The following is a 16,865-nucleotide window of genomic DNA, read 5'->3' as shown; positions in this document are numbered from 1 at the left end:
TCACCTCACTTCTTCTGATCCTTGGGTCTTTTCGCACCGTACTTACTTCTGGACTGTCTTCTTCCCTCGACGCCTGCAGCGTCCAGAGCCCCTCTGATGATCTTGTACCTGACACCAGGTAGGTCCTTGACCCTACCACCTCTGACGAGCACAACAGAGTGTTCCTGCAGGTTGTGACCAATTCCAGGAATATACGCAGTGACTTCTATTCCATTTGAAAGCCTCACCCTTGCGATCTTTCTGAGAGCGGAGTTCGGTTTTTTCGGTGTCATCGTAGAAACTTTTATACACACACCCCTCTTTTGAGGGTTTCCCTGAAGAGCAGGAGCTTTTGACTTTTTCTTCTTCGGTTTCCTGCCGTACCTGATTAATTGATTGATCGTTGGCATCTTCATCCTCCCTTCCGTTTTACTCCAAGCCGAAGTTTAATTTTACTCTTCAATTTGTATATTGTCAACAAAGAAAGCAAGCACCTCTCATCAATTTATCATAAGTAGTTTAAAACTTCATTTAAAGTGACGTGAATTTTGAAAGAACAATCCTTATGATTTCCTCCGGGTTGTCCATCTCCAGAACCAGTTTTTCGAATGGGCACATACTTTTGCCATTTCTTGCGAGGACAAAAGGTATCTTTTTATCGTAGCTGAAAGACTGTCCGTATCCATTCAGTAATTTTAAAGCCGGCTCACTTATAATTTTTGCGTGGATGTGGTCGGGTCTCATTTTCAACAGAAAAGAAACTGCAGCCTTTCCAACCATCTTGTCGATCACCAGACTTCCTTCCAGATTATCGAAGCTTCGGTAGAGTTCTATCAATGGTTTTAGACCACTGCCTTTGCTTTCGAAGATCGTCCGACCGTTATAAACCAGCAAACTCAGCTTCTTCTCCTCAAAGATTTTCAAAGCTGTCTTCAAAAGAGTTTCCTCCATTTCACCACGCTCCTCGTAGTATAATTTCCTTAGAAAGTATACCAGTGTGGAGGTGAAACCCACGGTTGCAGTTAGAAGAATAAGAATTCCAGAAGATGTGGCCGTTTTGGAGATATTCGGACAGTACGACAAGCGCGCGAGGTATCTGAAAAAACTCTTCAACGTGGAATTCGCGGTGAGAGACAGTGAGATTCTTATAAAAGGCATGGATGAGAAAAGTGTCGATGCAGCCCATCGGGTGCTCGATGAGATCATATCCATAACACGGGACGGTCACCTTCTGGACTGGACTGAGTTCGAGTATCTCGTGGAGAGAGTTTCGAACTCAGAAAGTGTGAAAGAAGTGTTCTCAAACGACAGCAGAGGATTGATCATCGGCAAGAAAGTGAAGCCGAAGACACTCGGCCAGAAGAAGTATCTGGAAGCAGTCGAAAAGAACGACGTGGTGTTCGTGATAGGTCCAGCCGGTACAGGAAAAACGTACCTGGCAGTGGCCGTTGCTTTAGACTATCTGAAAATGGGAAAGGTGAACAGAATCATCCTCACAAGACCAGCCGTTGAAGCCGGAGAGAAGCTTGGATACTTGCCGGGAGATCTGTCTGAAAAAGTGGAACCTTATCTCAGACCTCTTTACGACGCCATCATAGATATCACATCCCCGGACAAATTCAACAGCTACCGTGAAAGAGGCATCATAGAGATCGTACCGCTCGCTTACATGAGAGGAAGGACTTTGAATAACTCCTTTATCATTCTGGACGAAGCCCAGAACACCACATACCAGCAGATGAAGATGTTCCTCACCAGACTCGGATTCAATTCCAAGGCGGTCATAACGGGAGACATCACCCAGGTGGATATCGAGAAAGAAAAGTCCGGTCTCATAGAGTGTCAGAAAATTTTAGAAGGAATCTCTGGTATAGAATTCGTGTATCTGAACGAAAGCGATGTTGTGAGGCATCCTCTCGTGAAGAAGATCATAAAGGCCTACGAAGAGTACGAAAGGTCGAGGAAGCCATGAATCGAAAGCGTTTCCTCCTGGTAACGATTACAGTGATTCTTTCTCTGATGCTGGTGCACGTTCGTACAGGAATCCGACCTTTGAATTTCACCTTTGAGGCACTGGTCGCCCTCGTTGTCTGGTTCGCTCTGGTGGAGATGAGCACCAGATATTACAGAAAGTACTGGCTCAGTGAAGTGTTCACCTATACTCATCTGGCTCTGATCCTGCTCGGAGCTTCTTTCATTGGATTTTCTTTCCCGGAGATAGGCCCTTTCGTGACACCTGTATACATACCGGTTGCCCTCATAGAACTCGTGTTCTTTTCCCCAGAAATAGCCATAACAAGTGGATTTTTGATGGCTTTGCTTGCTCTGTATCGATGGAGTTACGATATCTTTCTTCTTCTGCCGTTCATTTCAACAACCTTTGTTGCGGCAGTGACTCTCTCCAAAGCGAACAGAAGACTGGATGTGGTGAAATCTTCTGCCTTTACATCTCTTGCTCTTATGGGAACATCTCTGTTCATGAAGTTTGGACTGAAAATCGAGTACACGCCGTACGACCTGGTAGCTGCTATTTTGAATCCGATCTTTTCAGGTATTCTGGTTCTTGGAATACTGCCTTACGTGGAATACACAAGTCGCCTTTACTCGAATCTTGGGCTCGTAGAGTTTGGAAATCTGAACCATCCGTTGCTCAAGATGCTTTCCATTAAAGCTCCAGGAACTTATTATCACAGTGTGATCGTCGCAAACTTAGCAGAAACTGCAGCGGAGAAAATAGGCGCAAACCCCATTCTGGCAAGAATAGGAGCTTACTATCACGATATAGGGAAGATGAAACGCCCTCACTTCTTCACTGAAAACATTAGAGACGGTAAAAATCCCCACGAAGACATAACCCCCTCTCTCAGCCACCTCGTTTTGAACGAGCACGTGAAGTACGGTGTGGAACTTGCAAGAAAATACCGACTCCCCCTCCTCGTTGAATTCATAATTCCCCAGCATCACGGTACAAGATCGCAGAAGTATTTCTACTACAAGGCGAAACAACAGTTTGAGGACATTCCCGAAGAGGAATTCCGCTATCCGGGCCCCAAGCCACAGTTCAGAGAAGCAGCCATTATCATGCTCGCCGACTCCGTGGAAGCCGCTTCAAGAAGCTTGAAATCACCCTCTGTTTCTCAGATCAAGGAATGTGTCGAAGATGTCATATCTTCCATATTCTTTGAGAGGCAACTCGATGAGTCAGGCATCACTCTGAGTGAGCTCGAAGAGATTTCCGACGCGTTCCTTCAGGTTCTCGTGAACCTGTTCAGTTCCAGAATTGAATACCCCGAGGAAGAAAAAATTCAGAAGGTGGTAAAGATAAATGATAAGAATACTGGGTGAAGGTAAAGGATCGAAACTTCTCGAAAATTTGAAAGAAAAACTCGAAGAAATCGTAAAGAAAGAGATAGGAGACGTACATGTAAACGTGATTCTTGTGAGTGAAGATGAAATTAAGGAGCTCAACCAGCAGTTTCGAGGTCAGGATCTTCCCACAGACGTGCTCACCTTTCCCCTCATGGAAGAAGACGTCTATGGAGAAATTTACGTTTGTCCTCTGATCGTAGAAGAAAATGCGAGGGAGTTCAACAACACCTTCGAAAAGGAATTGCTGGAAGTGGTGATCCACGGGATACTTCACCTTGCAGGATACGATCACGAGTTCGAAGACAGAAACTCCAAAGAGATGTTCGAAAAACAGAAAAAATACGTTGAGGAGGTATGGGGTGAATGGAGATCAAACCCTTCAGAGGATTCAGACCCAGGGAAGAGATAGCCGAAAAATTCGTGGCCAAACCCTACGATGTGGTTTCCTTTCTTGAAGCCAAAGAAACGATAAAGAAAAACCCACTCAGCTTTCTCAGAGTAACTCGCGTTGAAGCAGAAACACACGAAATAGAGATGGATCCTACACCCGAAGACATGGAGAAAGCCAGGATAAATCTTGAAAAGTTCATAGAGGATGGCATCCTTATTCAAGAAGAAAAAGAAGCGTTCTACATTTACCGTCAGAGGATGGGCGACCACACACAAACAGGAATAGTAGCGCTCTTTCCTGTGGAGGAGTACAAAAAGGGTAGAATAAAGAAACACGAGCTTACCCGAAAAAAGAAAGAAGAGGAAAGAGTTCAACACATTCTGAAAACACGTGCACACACAGGACAGGTCTTTCTTTTCTACAGAGCCTTTGAAGAATTCGATAGAAAACTCTCCGAAATTGCTGATTCTCAGGAGCCTGTCTATAGAATACGCGATGATCTCGATGTCATCCATGAGTTTTTCGTTGTCAAGAATGAAAACGAAGTGAATGAAATAAAGAAGCTCTTTGAGAGAGTGGAGGAACTCTACATAGCGGATGGTCACCACAGGGCAGCGGCTGCAGCCAGGGTCAGCGACATACTGGACGAGAAGATAGGAAAAGGACCTCACAATTACTTCATGGCCACAGCGTTCCCCCACAACCAGCTCAGAATATTCGACTACAACAGAGTGGTGAAATCTCAACTCACGCCAGAGGAATTACTCGAAAAACTCCAGGAAAAATTCGAAACGTACAGATCCTACAAGGTACCTGCAAGACCATCCAGAGAACACGAAATAACCATGTACGTGGGCAACAGAAAATGGTACGTCCTGATTCCAAAAAGAGTGCCGGAGGAAATCGTTGAGAGCCTCGATGTGAACATTCTTCAGCGTGAGGTTCTGGAACCCATCTTCGGTATTTCCAATCCTCGCGAAGATGAGAGAATAGACTTCGTTGGTGGAATAAAGGGCCTGTGCGAACTGGAAAGAATGGTGGACAAGGGAGAGTTCGATGTGGCCTTCGCGATGTATCCGGTGAACATAGAAACGCTTATGAAAGTCTCAGATGAAGGAAAGATCATGCCGCCGAAATCAACATGGTTTGAGCCAAAACTTTTGAGTGGTTTGGTAGTGCACGTGTTCGGCTGAGGAGGTGATACGATGTTCTTCTTTTTCGAGCCAACGTTCATCATTCTGATTCCCGGCATTATTCTGGCTCTCTGGGCGCAGGCACGGGTTCAGTCTGCCTATAACAAGTACTCACGGGTAAGGTCCTCTCTTGGACTCACAGGATATGAACTTGCAAAAAGACTCCTTGAGAACGCGGGAATCTACAACGTGAAGATAGAGGTCGTTTCCGGTTTCCTGTCTGACCATTACGACCCATACCGGAAGGTGCTCAGGCTCTCTCCACAGAATTTCAGAGGTGTTTCCGTTGCTTCACTCGGAGTTGTAGCCCACGAAGTGGGACATGCCCTTCAGGACGTAGAAAAATACCCGCTGCTTGCACTGAGAAATCTGATGGTACCAGCAGCCGTCACGGGTTCTCAGCTTGCTTGGATCATTTTCATTCTTGGTCTCTTTTTCCAGACACCGTTTTTGATAAGACTGGGAATTCTTTTGTTCTCCTTAGTGGTACTCTTCACTCTCATCACACTTCCTGTTGAGTTCAACGCCAGCAGGCGTGCTGTGAAGCTCCTTGAAACAACGATGTTGATGCCGGAGTACGAACTAAAGGGAGTGAAAGAAGTACTCGGTGCCGCGGCTCTCACTTACGTCGCGTCTTCACTGATGGCATTTCTCCAGCTTCTCAGAATGATAGCACTTGCTGGTCTGTTCGGTGATAGAAGATGAAAACAAACGTAAGACTGCTCGCCTACAGACTTCTGAGAAAGTACGAGAAGGAAAAATTCATATTGAGAGAGGACGTGGACAGCGTCCTCTCTTTTTTGGACGATAAAGATAGAAGATTCTTCAAAGAACTCGTGTGGGGAGTTGTGAGGAAAGAAGAGCTTCTGGACTGGTACATAAACCAACTTCTGAAGAAAAAAGACATCCCACCCGCTGTCAGGGTTGCGTTGAGGATGGGGGCTTATCAGCTCCTCTTCATGAACAGTGTTCCAGATTACGCGGCGGTCAGCGAAACTGTGAAACTGGTGAAGAGCGAAAACTTCAAAAAACTGGTGAACGCCGTGCTGAGGAGATTGAGAACTGTTCCCGAACCAAAAGAGCTTCACCTCATCTACTCACATCCGGAGTGGATCGTGAACTACTGGAGATCTTTTCTTCCCGAAGAGGCAGTTTTGAGAATTATGAAGTGGAACCAGGAACCTCTCCCTGTCATGCTCCGCGTGAATTCACTTGCAACCACTAAAGAGGAAGTCATCAAAATTCTCGCCGAAGAGGGCACGGAGGCAGTTCCGGGGAAACACGCCCCGTTTTCTCTGGTTGTAAGGAAACTCGGAATTTCGATGAACGACTCCAGAGTGATAAAGGATGGACTCGCAAGTGTTCAGGGAGAGTCTTCACAACTTGTGCCCTTTTTCATGGAACTGAAACCCGGACTGAGAGTACTGGACACCTGCGCGGCACCGGGTGGCAAGACCACCGCTATCGCCGAATTGGTGAAAGACCAGGGAAAGATACTGGCCGTTGATATAAGCAGAGAGAAGACACAGCTTGTCGAAAAACACGCGAAACGCCTGAAACTCTCTTCGATAGAGACAAAAATCGCCGATGCCGAAAGACTCACAGAGTACGTACAGGACACATTCGACAGGATTCTGGTGGACGCTCCCTGTACTTCGCTGGGTACGGCAAGAAACCATCCGGAGGTTTTGAGGAGAGTGAACAAAGAGGATTTCAAGAAGTTCTCAGAAATTCAGCTGAGGATGGTACAGCAGGCCTGGCAGCTTCTGGAAAAGGGTGGTATCCTCCTCTACAGCACCTGTACTGTGACGAAAGAAGAAAACACCGAAGTGGTGAAAAGATTCGTCTCCGAGAGGAAAGACGTTGAAGTGATCGATACCAGAGACAAAATGAAAGAATTCGAAGTGGAAGGAATCTGGGATGGTTACGGCTTTCTGATGCTTCCTGACGAGACGATAATTCCCTTCTATGTCTCCGTTCTCAGAAAGATGGGATGAATGGAAAAGTCTCGTTCTCCACAGCGCTGTTCCACCGCTGGAAAGAACATCGAGTAGAAGTTCGTCGTCCTCACGTCGAGATCGATCTGTTCAAAAAAGAGTTGTTTATCAACTGGTAGGTCTGTTTTCTCCAGAACTTTCCTGTAGAGGGACATGTTCGTTACGATCGGAAGTTTTGCCTTCTTTCTCATGAGAGAAAGGATTTTCCTTCCCTTCTCTGTGAATCCAAGGATCCTGATGTACTGAGGCCCCTTTGCGTTGCTTTTTTCAACGAATTCTTTGTTCACCTCGAACACCGAAAAGAGAGCGAGTCTTCTTATTCGAGAAAAGGTGAAACGCTTGGCTTTGACACACTCCAGAAAATCTTGGTAAGATCCTGTTTGTCTGGCACAGATGTGAAACCTCTTTTCGAGTCCCTCGGAAAAACCATGGATTCTCTCGAAGAACTCCATGTTTTTCAGTCTGAAAAATGAAAGGAGAAAATCTCCCATGTTCTCGAGGAAAACGGGTCCACGCCCTTCGTTTATCTCCCTCATGAGGATCTCAAAAGAATCTTCTGGAAGAGAATCTCTCACTTCTTCCCACCTTTCTTCTCTTATAAGGTTTCTTATCGCCGTTGCACTGGAGAATCGTCCCCTGAAGCTGGTGTCTTTCTCCTCCGCTCCTACCCTTTTTATCGTGTGGAATCTGATGTTAGAACCTATCTTCAGAGCAGAATGAATGTACTCCACCCCTAAGATATCGTTCGACTTTTCGAGTCTCAGGACTTCTTCCTCGTTCCAACCTTTCATGGAAAAATACCTCATCAGAGCGTACTTCCTGGCATTGGGGAAAGAGTAGCCTTTTTTCAACTCTTCATGCAAAAACTTCTGGTATTCGTCGGGTTGCTCGTAAAGAATTTGCGCCACTCTTTGAAGAAACCCGATGTCGTTTGATTCGCTTCCAAAGACCACATCTGTGACAACACCCGTTGCATCCAACACGCTCACCGCACCGAAAGCAAATCCTCCGGCATCCTGTGTGGCAAAAACAACGGGTAGTTCCAGAACAACATCTATTCCCATTCTGAGAGCGATCTCTGCCCGCGCGAATTTATCTATGACGGCTGGTTCACCTCTCTGGCAGAAATTACCGCTCATCACAGCGATCGTGTAGTCCGGCTTCACGAGATCTTTGGCCGAAGTCAGATGATAGAGATGTCCGTTGTGGAACGGATTGTACTCCACAACAACGCCGAGAACCCTCAGTCTTCATCCCTCCTGATGATCGTGAGAAAATAGGCAAGGGAAACCATTGTGAAGAGAAGGAAGATAAGATAATCGGGAGCGATCTTCAAAAAGATCCCCCTGAGGATGTACAGCCCATAAATCTCGCTCACAAAAGAAACGGAAAGAACAACAAAGCCAAATACAACAAGCCACTTGATCCCGGAAGAAATGTAGAAGTTGAGGAGAACACCCGAGCCGAGTATTGGCAGAAAACACCCCAGAAGAACATTCGAAATATTTTCCGGGAGTTTTATTCCTACAAATCCCTCAATGTAAGGCGCCAGAAAGTACAATCCTGCCCAGACAACCAGACCCAGAATTCCTATGATCACGAGAAGGAGAGAAAAAAGTTGCGCAAGGTACTTCAATCTTTCACCTTCTTCAAACACTCCTCACAGACACCTTTTATCACCAGTTCGATTTTTTCTCTTTTGCCTTTTATCTCTCCAAGTTTCAGTTCCTTTATTTCTACGTCTTCAATCTTTCCGCATTCTTTGCAAACGAAGTGCCCATGTGGCTCCGGATTGAAATCGAAGACCGTTTTCTGACCATCACTGAAGGCATAAACAACACCAAAATCCGTTAGAAGGTAAAGAACACTGTAAAGAGTGGCTATGGAAAGCGAAGGAACTTTCTTTGACAGGATGGCAAAAAGCTCCTTTGCCTCAAAATGGCCTTCCTTCATTTCGGATACGAATTTTATAATTTCCATCCTCTGGGTTGTGAGTTTTACCTTTTTCGATTTCAAACGTTCAATTATCTCTTCTGTGGTCATAGTGTTCACTCTCCTCAAACGACCATAGCGAGCCCAGTCAAAAGATCCGCCGCCATGGGTATATACCTATCATTCGGCAAAAAACGCGGATGGTGCAGCCCAAAACGCTCCCCTTCTCCCACGCCAAACCAGAAAGAGAGAGAAGGAAAGATCTGCGAGAAATACCCAAAGTCCTCTCCAGTCCACTTCATCTCACATTCAACGAAAGAAAAACCCAACCTCTGACAGGTTTCTCTGAGAGTTTCAAAGAGGTTTTGATCCACCCTCACTTCAGGATAGACACTGCCCCTTTCAACAGCAAAATCAACCCCCGTTTTTTCCTTCAGTTCCCCAAGTTGTTTTACCATATCGGATATCACTTCTTCCGTTATTCTCAGCGCTTCTGATCTTATCGTTCCTTCTAATTTTACCTCATCCGGAACGATGTTCCTCGCTCGTCCTCCCGAGATTTTGCCAACCCCCACAAGAGCGTTCCACTTTTTGTTGTAGAGCCAGTTGAGAAAAGAAACCGCTGCCTTCAGAGCATTTTTTCCCTTCTCGGCAAACGCCACATGGGCTGGGACACCTTTAAAGTATACATCGAATTCCGTGGCTGAGGCAAAAAGCACTCCGGGTCGGGATGCCACAGTTCCGGCATCGTACTCGTCAGTCACGTGAAACCCAACAGCGGCTTTTATTTCGTACCTGTCTCTGAGAAAGTTCACAACCTCTTCTGCTCCACCACCCGTTTCTTCGGCGGGCTGAAATACAAAGAGAAAGTTCTTTTTCACGTTCTTGAGTCTCTTCATAGCACCGTAGAGGACACTCATGTGAAAGTCGTGCCCACATGCATGCATGTAGTCATTACGCGATGCGAACTCCCAACCCGTTTCTTCTTTTATGGGCAAAGCATCCATATCAGCTCTCAGAACAACGTACGGATCTTCCGTTTCCTTCTTTTCTATCACCAGGCCTGTTCCGGCCACTTCTATGATCTTCTCGTATCCAATATCACTCACTGCTTTTCTGAGTATCTCTTTTGTTCTGTACTCCCTGAAAGAAGGCTCTGGATTCATATGAAGGATGTGTCTTAGTTCGATCTCGTTCATTCACATCACCACGTCTTTGAAGATGTCCATCTCTGTCTCTCTCCTTCTTATCAGAGAGATCTCTCCGCCTTCTCCGACGAGCACCTCAGCCGGACGTACGGTTGAGTTGTAGTTGTTCGACATGGTGTAGCCGTAGGCTCCCGCGTTTTCCACAACGATGATGTCACCCGGTTCGACCTCTGGAAGTTCCCGGTCGTACGCGATCACGTCACCGCTTTCGCACAGAGGGCCAACCACATCCGCTCTCACTTCTTTACCCTGTTTTCCAAGAACGAAAACCCTGTGATACGCGGAGTAAAGTGCCGGTCTTATGAGGGTGTTCATCCCTCCATCGACCACAACGAACGTTTTGTTACTTCTTTTTTTGACGAGTACTACCCTGAGAAGCAGGTACCCGGAAGGTGCTACGATGTACCTTCCTATTTCAACGATGACCCTTTTGAATCTCTTCAAGGCAGGAACAACCTTTTCTCTGTAGCTGGACAGGTCGAGTTCTTCTCCACTGTAGTTTATTCCCCAGCCGCCACCGATGTTGATCTCTTCGAATCCAAACCTTTCAGAAGCCCGGACGACTTTGTCGAAGGCCTCCACAAAGGGTTCAACCTGTGTTATCTGTGATCCTATGTGAACATGAAGACCTTTTACGTTCATTGATCCGAATCTTTCCATGAATAGGTCCAGATCTTCCAGTGGTATTCCGAACTTGTGCTTTTTCAAGCCGGTGGAGATGTGAGGATGTGTCTTCGCGTCGACTTCCGGATTCACCCTAATGAAATACTCCACGCCCTCCGGGTTCAATTCCTTCCAGATCTCCATCTCCTCGAACGAATCCACGTTGATGATCCTCACGCCTTCTCTCAAAAAGTGTTTCATCTGATCCACGCTCTTTCCATTGCCGTTCCATACAACGGAATGAGAAGGAACTCCCGCCAGTTTAGCCGCGAAGAGTTCTCCTTTTGTCACCACGTCCATTCCGAAACCTTCTTCTCTTAGAATCCTCAGCAGAACAGGATTGTTGTTCGCCTTCACAGCAAACGTCGGAAGGAGGTTCACCCCCTCGAAGACCTCTTTTACAAGACGTGCTCTTTTTCGCAGTGTTTCCTCGAAGTACACGTAAGCGGGTGTCCCATGGATCTCTGCCACTTTCCACAAGATGTCCATTTCTTCACCTCACAGTTCGAATTCTTCGATCACCGATTTCAGTGCCTCTTCCGCTTTCTCTTCAGGGACGAGACAGGAGATCTTTATCTCCGACGTCGTGACAAGTTCCGGTGTGACACCCGCCCTTTCCAGCGCTTCAAAGAACCTGGCGGCCACACCCGGGCTCGTTCTCATTCCCACCCCAACTATGGAGAGTTTGGCAAAACCTCCTTCGTAGGTGGATTTCCATCCTTCCACGTCTCTGAGAGCCTCTTTGAGCGCCTCGTCCAGATCTTCTTTGTGGTCTTCGAGAATTGTGAAGGAGAGGAAAATCTTGCCGTTCGAAGGAACAAGGGAAATCATGTCCACGTTCAGGGCTTTCTTTCCAACTTCCTCGAAGATGGCCGTGATGTACTTCACATCCTTTGGGAGGAAAGATATGGAAACTTTTATCTGACCATGAGAAATCGTTGCTCCTGTTACAACAGGTTCTTCCAGCCACTCCGGAAGTCTTTCTACCACCATGGTTCCCTCCTCTTCGGTGAAAGAAGATGCACAGTAAATGGGTATCCCGTATTTCTTAGCTATTTCCACGGATCTTGAGTGAAGAACCTTCGCACCGAGAGCGGTGAGCTCGAGTGCTTCGTCGTAGGTGATGTAAGCGAGTTTTTTGGCCCTCGGATGAACACGCGGGTCACAGGTGTATATCCCGTCCACATCGCTGTAGATTTCACAAGGAACTCTGAGTTTTGCTGCAAGCGCCACGGCAGATGTATCCGAACCGCCCCGGCCAAGCGTGGTCAGATCACCGTGTTCGTTCACACCCTGAAAGCCCGTTACGACGAGAACGTCGTAATCTTTCAGATTTTCCCAGATCACACTGTCGTCTATATCCACGATGCGAGCACTCGTGTGATGTGAAGTGGTTTTTATTTTCACCTGGAACGCGTTCAAAGATTTGGCCTTTATTCCGAGATCTTTCAGGGCCATCGAAAGGAGCGCGGCGGAAACCTGTTCTCCCGTTGCAAGGAGCATATCGAGTTCCCTCGAATCCGGCTTTGGAGAGATCTCCTTTGCGAGTTTTATGAGGTTGTCCGTTGTCTTTCCCATAGCGGAGACAACGACCACGACTTTGTACCCTTCGTCCACTTTCTTCTTGATTCTCTGGGCAACGTTCTTTATTCTCTCCGGTGTGGCAACGGAGCTTCCTCCATACTTTTGAACCACCACGTTCATTTCCCAGACCTCCATTCATTCGAGATTTCTGAGTTCATCAACTATCTTTGTCTTCTCTTTTGTTCTTTCGTCTATTTGTTTTATCACACGCGCGGGAACACCAGCCACGACCGTGTAGGGAGGAACATCCTTCGTTACAACCGCACCGGCCGCGACAACCGCACCTTTTCCGACCGTCACACCTTCAAGGATTACAGCGTTCGCTCCCACGACCACTTCGTCCTCTATGACAACGGGTTTTGCACTCGGAGGCTCTATAACACCCGCTATCACCGCACCGGCACCTATGTGGCACTTCTTTCCTATGATCGCCCTTCCACCAATGACCGCGTTCATGTCTATCATCGTTCCTTCACCGATCACTGCACCAACGTTTATGACAGCTCCCATCATGATCACAGCGCCTTCCCCTATTTCCACCATGTCCCTTATGATCGCTCCCGGTTCTATTCTTGCTTTGTATTTCGTGAGATCTGCCAGAGGGAGCGCGGAGTTTCTCGCTTTCACCTCGAGATGGTAGTCTTCTATTTTTTCCTTGTGCTCTTCGAGAAGCTTTTTGAAATCTTCGTACTCTCCAAAGAGAATTCCGAACTTTTCATCACCGAAGAATTTGAAACTGGAGAAATCTATGCCCGCCAAATCACCTTTTATGTAAGCGACTATGGGAGTTTTCTTTTTGGCTTTGGCTATCATTTCTATGATTTCTCTTGCGTCCAACTCACTCACCCCCAAAGATCACTTCTTCGAAACTGTACATACCGGGATCTTTTCCCACAAGAAACTCTGCAGCCTTCAGGGCGCCTATAGCGAAAACAGTCCTCGAAATCGCCCTGTGCTTTATCTCGATAGTCTCACCTATGTTTCCAAAGACGACCACGTGGTCTCCCGGGACACCACCCACTCTCAGGGAGTGAATGGGAACGCTCTTTCCCAGCGCGCTCTCCAGAAGAATCGCGGTTCCGGAGGGTGCGTCTTTTTTGAAGCGATGGTGCGTCTCCACGATCTCAACATCCCAGTCTTTAAGGACTCTGGCGAGTTCTGAGAGGAATCTCTTCAGAACGTTTATACCAATGGAAAAGTTGTAGGCCTGAACAACGGGTACCTCTCTTGAAAGATCCCTCAGCATCTGGAAGTGTTCTTCTTTCAGGGCGGTTGTTCCCAGAACGAGTCCAGCCCTGTATTTTTTACACAGCTCCACCGTTTTCGGGAGTGCTTCAGGTGAAGAAAAGTCAACCACAACATCTGGAGAGTCCAGCTCTTCAATCCCGTTCACATCCACCTTCAAAACGAGTTCGTGTCCTTTCTCCGAGAAGACTTTCTGGATCTCCTGGCCCATCCTTCCGGAGTAACCAACTATTCCGTACTTCATAGCAATCCACTCTCCTTGAGCACGTTCCTGAGAAGTTCCATCGTCTTTTCACTGGCGGGTACGAGTGGAAGTCTCAGCTCGTTCTCTATGAATCCCATGAGATTCAAAGCAGCTTTAACTGGTATTGGATTCGTTTCCACAAACAGCGCTTTCATGAGAGGTCTGAGTTTTCTGTGAATCTCCCTCGATTTTTCGAGGTTTCCGTTGAAGTACTCTGTGCAGAGTTCCACCATCTGTTTCGGTGCCACGTTCGACACAACAGAAATGACACCGTCCCCACCTGCACAGAGAAGATAGAACGTTCTGTCATCGTTGCCGGACCACACCATGAAATCGCTTCTTGCCTGTTTTGTCAGTGATACCGTTCTGTCTATCTGGTCTATGTCCGGGTTTGCCTCTTTTATTCCCACAACGTTTTTAAGATCTGCAGCGATCCTCGCGGCGGTTTCAGGAAGAACGTTCACACCGGTTCTTCCGGGAACGTTGTAAACAACGATCCCAAGATCCGTTCTCTCAGAGATGTACTTGTAATGCTGATAGAGTCCTTCCTGTGTGGGCTTGTTGTAATACGGGGTGACCACGAGAACACCGTTCGCTCCGAGTTTTTCCGCCTGCTTAACGAGTTTCAGTGTTTTTTCGGTGGAATTTGTTCCCGCTCCCACGATCACCGGGATTTTCCCATCAACGATCTCGAGAGTTCTGGAAACGAGCCTTTCTCTTTCGTCTTCGTCGACGGTTGGAGATTCACCAGTTGTTCCAAGGACGATCAATGCGTTGACACCGTTTTCGAGCTGGTACCTGACGAGCCTTTCGTAAGACTCAAGATCGAGTTCACCGCTTTTGAAAGGTGTAACAATGGCAGTTCCTACTCCTCTGAACATCTTTTCACATCCCCCCTGAGAAAGATTTCTCCGTTTTCTTCCTTCAAAAAGAGAGTGCCTCCTGGCACCTGGATCTTCACCTCTTTTGCTCCTGTTTTATCTCGATACACAACGAAAACAGACGTAACACCCGTTCCACAGGCTTTTGTTTCCCTTTCCACTCCTCTTTCGTACGTTCTCACCTTGAGACGATCGGGAAGCACCTCGTAGAAATCCACGTTCGCACCTGTTTTATGTCTGAGATCTCTTCCGAGTTTTTCCACGTTCAGTTCGTCGATGTCTTTCACTTCCAGAACGAAGTGCGGAACACCCACAACGATGAAATATCCTTCGTAACCATCCACTTTCATCTCTTTCTTTTCTGAAACCCTCGGCATCCTCACCCAGATACCGTCGTCAACGATCACCTTTATTTCTCCAGCCCTGGAAAGGAAAGTGAATTCTTTTTCCTCAGTCCAGCCTCTGTCTACGAGGTACTGAGAAAAGGCCCTCGCTCCGTTTCCACAGAAGGCAGCCATACTCCCATCCCGGTTGTAGTAATCCATGAAGTATTTCCCATCGACCAGCTCAACGAATATGACTCCATCTAGATCGCCCACATTTTCCCTGACAAAATCTGGTTTTTTCTCTTCGGGTATCCTCTTTTGTGTGTTGTCAACTATGAGGAAGGTGTTCCCATTGGCCGAATAGCACACACTATCACACCTTTCCGTTCATCTCAGCGTGCTTCAGAAGAATTCTGACAGCGTTGGTCGCGGCTCCCACACGAATGTTGTCCGCCACGTTCCAGAAGAGAATAGATCTTTCATCGGCTGCTCTGAGGCGGCAAACGTAAGTTTCGTTCTTTCCTGCGACATCCACCGGTGTTACGAGATCGTCCGTCACCACCACGTCTTCTCCAGAGGCTATGATTTCTCTCACCTTTTCGAGAGACTCGTAAGGTTTCTTGAACCTCACCATGACCGCTTCAGAGTGTCCGTACAGAACGGGTACTCTTACCGTTGTTGGATACACCCTTATCGAGTAATCGTTCAGAATCTTTCGCGTTTCGTTCACCATCTTCATCTCTTCCTGGGAGAAAAGATTTTCCTGCATATCACCTATGAGAGGAATGACGTTTCTGTGAATGGGTTTCGGGAAGACCTTCATCACGTTTTCTCCTCTTTCTTGAGCGAAAAGTTCTTCGATTCCCTTGTGACCGGCTCCGGAAACGGACTGATACGTTGACACAAAGATCTCTTCAATTCCGTAAACTTCGTGGAGCTTGTAAATGGAGAGAATCATCTGGATTGTTGAACAGTTCGGGTTTGCTATTATTCCCGTGTATCCCTTGAGAAGATGGGCGTTCACCTCTGGAACCACGAGGGGGATTTCCTTCTCCAGTCTGAAAGCGGAAGAGTTATCTATAACAGTTACTCCGTTTTCAGCTGCAATAGGAGCGAACTTTTTGGAAACACTGGCACCCGCGGAAAACAGGAGGTAATCGCACCTCCATTTCATCGATTCTTCCGTGAGAAGTTCTACTTTGAACTTTTCACCTTTGAATTCAATTTCTTTACCCACGGATCTTTCCGAAGCAAAGAGCCTGAGCTCAGTGACGGGAACGTTGAATTCTTCGAGTACCTTCACCATCGTTCTTCCAACTTCTCCTGTAGCACCAACTACTCCTACTTTCACCTTCATCCCTCCTTGACATAATAAAAAAAGCGTCTCTTCACTCCCCGAAGAGACGCCAAATCAGGTCTGAAATCTTTTTCTGATTCCAGACCCGATCGGCTCTCCACGGAGAGACCTCCGTGACAGTGGTATGGGTATTCCCCATACCCCCAGGCATGCAGAGCGGGAGGAACCCTGCACCCTTCGGCGCCCTCGCCTTTCAGCTGCCCCCGATTCCTCCCTTGATGGGACAGCCTACTCATCTCGGGCGCGCCTCCGTCGGGTCAGTAACTATTTTAGCTTAATTGTATCAGTATTTCAAACCGAAGACAATTAAGGAAAGGTTAACTTTGAAGTGACAATGATTCAGGATCTGAAGTTAGATAGAAATTTATTTGTCAAAACTGATTGTGTTTTATGCATACAAACCAAGATAGTTCCAATCATTCACAAAGTGGGTGTTGTATGTATTTAGCATCAGAAGGTAGATACAGAGTATGCAATTACCGGTAACGAAAAATTT

At 46.9% G+C, this 16,865-nt stretch carries 19 protein-coding genes and 1 riboswitch; of the genes, 6 read left to right on the top strand and 13 right to left on the bottom strand.

The window, feature by feature from the left end; genetic code table 11:
- Window positions 1–5 precede the first annotated feature (5 nt).
- Both rpsL and MC24_RS04150 read right to left on the bottom strand, forming a co-directional pair.
- Window positions 6–389, bottom strand: coding sequence for a 30S ribosomal protein S12 (rpsL, locus tag MC24_RS04155; protein WP_004081846.1), 384 nt, complete (start codon window positions 387–389; stop codon window positions 6–8).
- A gap of 121 nt (window positions 390–510) precedes the next feature.
- Window positions 511–930, bottom strand: a complete 420-nt coding sequence (locus MC24_RS04150; RefSeq protein WP_011943781.1) for a DUF1893 domain-containing protein — start codon at window positions 928–930, stop codon at window positions 511–513.
- A gap of 46 nt (window positions 931–976) precedes the next feature.
- On the opposite strand from MC24_RS04150, the gene MC24_RS04145 reads away from it, so the two are divergent.
- From MC24_RS04145 to MC24_RS04120, 6 genes are read left to right on the top strand one after another with little or no spacing between them, the layout of a single operon-like run.
- On the top strand, window positions 977–1,951 hold the full coding sequence (locus MC24_RS04145; protein ID WP_038034553.1) for a PhoH family protein: 975 nt from the start codon (window positions 977–979) through the stop codon (window positions 1,949–1,951).
- Window positions 1,948–3,324, top strand: coding sequence for an HD family phosphohydrolase (locus MC24_RS04140; protein ID WP_038052861.1), 1,377 nt, complete (start codon window positions 1,948–1,950; stop codon window positions 3,322–3,324). The genes MC24_RS04145 and MC24_RS04140 overlap by 4 nt, the downstream gene beginning before the upstream one ends.
- Entirely contained in the window at window positions 3,305–3,757 is a 453-nt protein-coding gene (gene ybeY, locus MC24_RS04135; protein ID WP_012311098.1) for an rRNA maturation RNase YbeY, read from the top strand. The genes MC24_RS04140 and ybeY overlap by 20 nt, the downstream gene beginning before the upstream one ends.
- Window positions 3,712–4,932: a DUF1015 domain-containing protein gene (locus tag MC24_RS04130; protein WP_012311099.1), complete on the top strand. Its 1,221-nt coding sequence runs from the start codon at window positions 3,712–3,714 to the stop codon at window positions 4,930–4,932. The genes ybeY and MC24_RS04130 overlap by 46 nt, the downstream gene beginning before the upstream one ends.
- 12 nt (window positions 4,933–4,944) lie before the next feature.
- A complete protein-coding gene (locus tag MC24_RS04125; RefSeq protein ID WP_038052859.1) occupies window positions 4,945–5,637 on the top strand; it encodes a zinc metallopeptidase in 693 nt (230 codons plus the stop codon).
- On the top strand, window positions 5,634–6,929 hold the full coding sequence (locus MC24_RS04120) for a 16S rRNA (cytosine(967)-C(5))-methyltransferase (RefSeq protein ID WP_038052856.1): 1,296 nt from the start codon (window positions 5,634–5,636) through the stop codon (window positions 6,927–6,929). The genes MC24_RS04125 and MC24_RS04120 overlap by 4 nt, the downstream gene beginning before the upstream one ends.
- Here the strand turns inward: MC24_RS04120 and MC24_RS04115 are convergent.
- From MC24_RS04115 to MC24_RS04065, 11 genes are read right to left on the bottom strand one after another with little or no spacing between them, the layout of a single operon-like run.
- Complete coding sequence (locus tag MC24_RS04115) at window positions 6,899–8,176, bottom strand: nucleotidyltransferase (protein WP_081953063.1); 1,278 nt, start codon at window positions 8,174–8,176, stop codon at window positions 6,899–6,901. The two genes, MC24_RS04120 and MC24_RS04115, sit on opposite strands and share 31 nt — an antisense overlap.
- The gene (locus tag MC24_RS04110; RefSeq protein WP_038052846.1) at window positions 8,173–8,565 is read right to left on the bottom strand and encodes a hypothetical protein; all 393 of its coding nucleotides are present in this window, start codon (window positions 8,563–8,565) and stop codon (window positions 8,173–8,175) included. Before MC24_RS04110 ends, MC24_RS04115 begins: the two co-directional genes overlap by 4 nt.
- Window positions 8,562–8,972, bottom strand: coding sequence for a Fur family transcriptional regulator (locus MC24_RS04105; protein WP_038052842.1), 411 nt, complete (start codon window positions 8,970–8,972; stop codon window positions 8,562–8,564). Before MC24_RS04105 ends, MC24_RS04110 begins: the two co-directional genes overlap by 4 nt.
- Window positions 8,973–8,986: 14 nt before the next feature.
- Entirely contained in the window at window positions 8,987–10,060 is a 1,074-nt protein-coding gene (locus tag MC24_RS04100; protein ID WP_011943771.1) for a M20 family metallopeptidase, read from the bottom strand.
- Window positions 10,061–11,221: a diaminopimelate decarboxylase gene (gene lysA, locus MC24_RS04095; RefSeq protein WP_011943770.1), complete on the bottom strand. Its 1,161-nt coding sequence runs from the start codon at window positions 11,219–11,221 to the stop codon at window positions 10,061–10,063.
- Window positions 11,222–11,230: 9 nt separating this feature from the next.
- The gene (locus MC24_RS04090) at window positions 11,231–12,436 is read right to left on the bottom strand and encodes an aspartate kinase (protein ID WP_011943769.1); all 1,206 of its coding nucleotides are present in this window, start codon (window positions 12,434–12,436) and stop codon (window positions 11,231–11,233) included.
- A 15-nt stretch (window positions 12,437–12,451) separates the two neighbouring features.
- Window positions 12,452–13,153, bottom strand: a complete 702-nt coding sequence (gene dapD / locus MC24_RS04085) for a 2,3,4,5-tetrahydropyridine-2,6-dicarboxylate N-acetyltransferase (RefSeq protein WP_081953062.1) — start codon at window positions 13,151–13,153, stop codon at window positions 12,452–12,454.
- 1 nt (window position 13,154) lies between these two features.
- On the bottom strand, window positions 13,155–13,805 hold the full coding sequence (gene dapB, locus MC24_RS04080; protein WP_011943767.1) for a 4-hydroxy-tetrahydrodipicolinate reductase: 651 nt from the start codon (window positions 13,803–13,805) through the stop codon (window positions 13,155–13,157).
- The gene (gene dapA, locus MC24_RS04075) at window positions 13,802–14,686 is read right to left on the bottom strand and encodes a 4-hydroxy-tetrahydrodipicolinate synthase (RefSeq protein ID WP_038052839.1); all 885 of its coding nucleotides are present in this window, start codon (window positions 14,684–14,686) and stop codon (window positions 13,802–13,804) included. The genes dapB and dapA overlap by 4 nt, the downstream gene beginning before the upstream one ends.
- Window positions 14,671–15,381: a diaminopimelate epimerase gene (gene dapF / locus MC24_RS04070; RefSeq protein ID WP_038052836.1), complete on the bottom strand. Its 711-nt coding sequence runs from the start codon at window positions 15,379–15,381 to the stop codon at window positions 14,671–14,673. Before dapF ends, dapA begins: the two co-directional genes overlap by 16 nt.
- 4 nt (window positions 15,382–15,385) lie before the next feature.
- Window positions 15,386–16,363, bottom strand: a complete 978-nt coding sequence (locus MC24_RS04065) for an aspartate-semialdehyde dehydrogenase (RefSeq protein WP_038052827.1) — start codon at window positions 16,361–16,363, stop codon at window positions 15,386–15,388.
- An 87-nt stretch (window positions 16,364–16,450) separates the two neighbouring features.
- Window positions 16,451–16,629, bottom strand: a riboswitch (Lysine riboswitch).
- Window positions 16,630–16,865: the final 236 nt, after the last annotated feature.

Origin of the sequence: Thermotoga sp. Mc24 (assembly GCF_000784835.1) — a bacterium.
In the GTDB taxonomy this organism is placed as follows: domain Bacteria; phylum Thermotogota; class Thermotogae; order Thermotogales; family Thermotogaceae; genus Thermotoga.
This window is presented reverse-complemented; position numbering and strand designations above follow the sequence as displayed.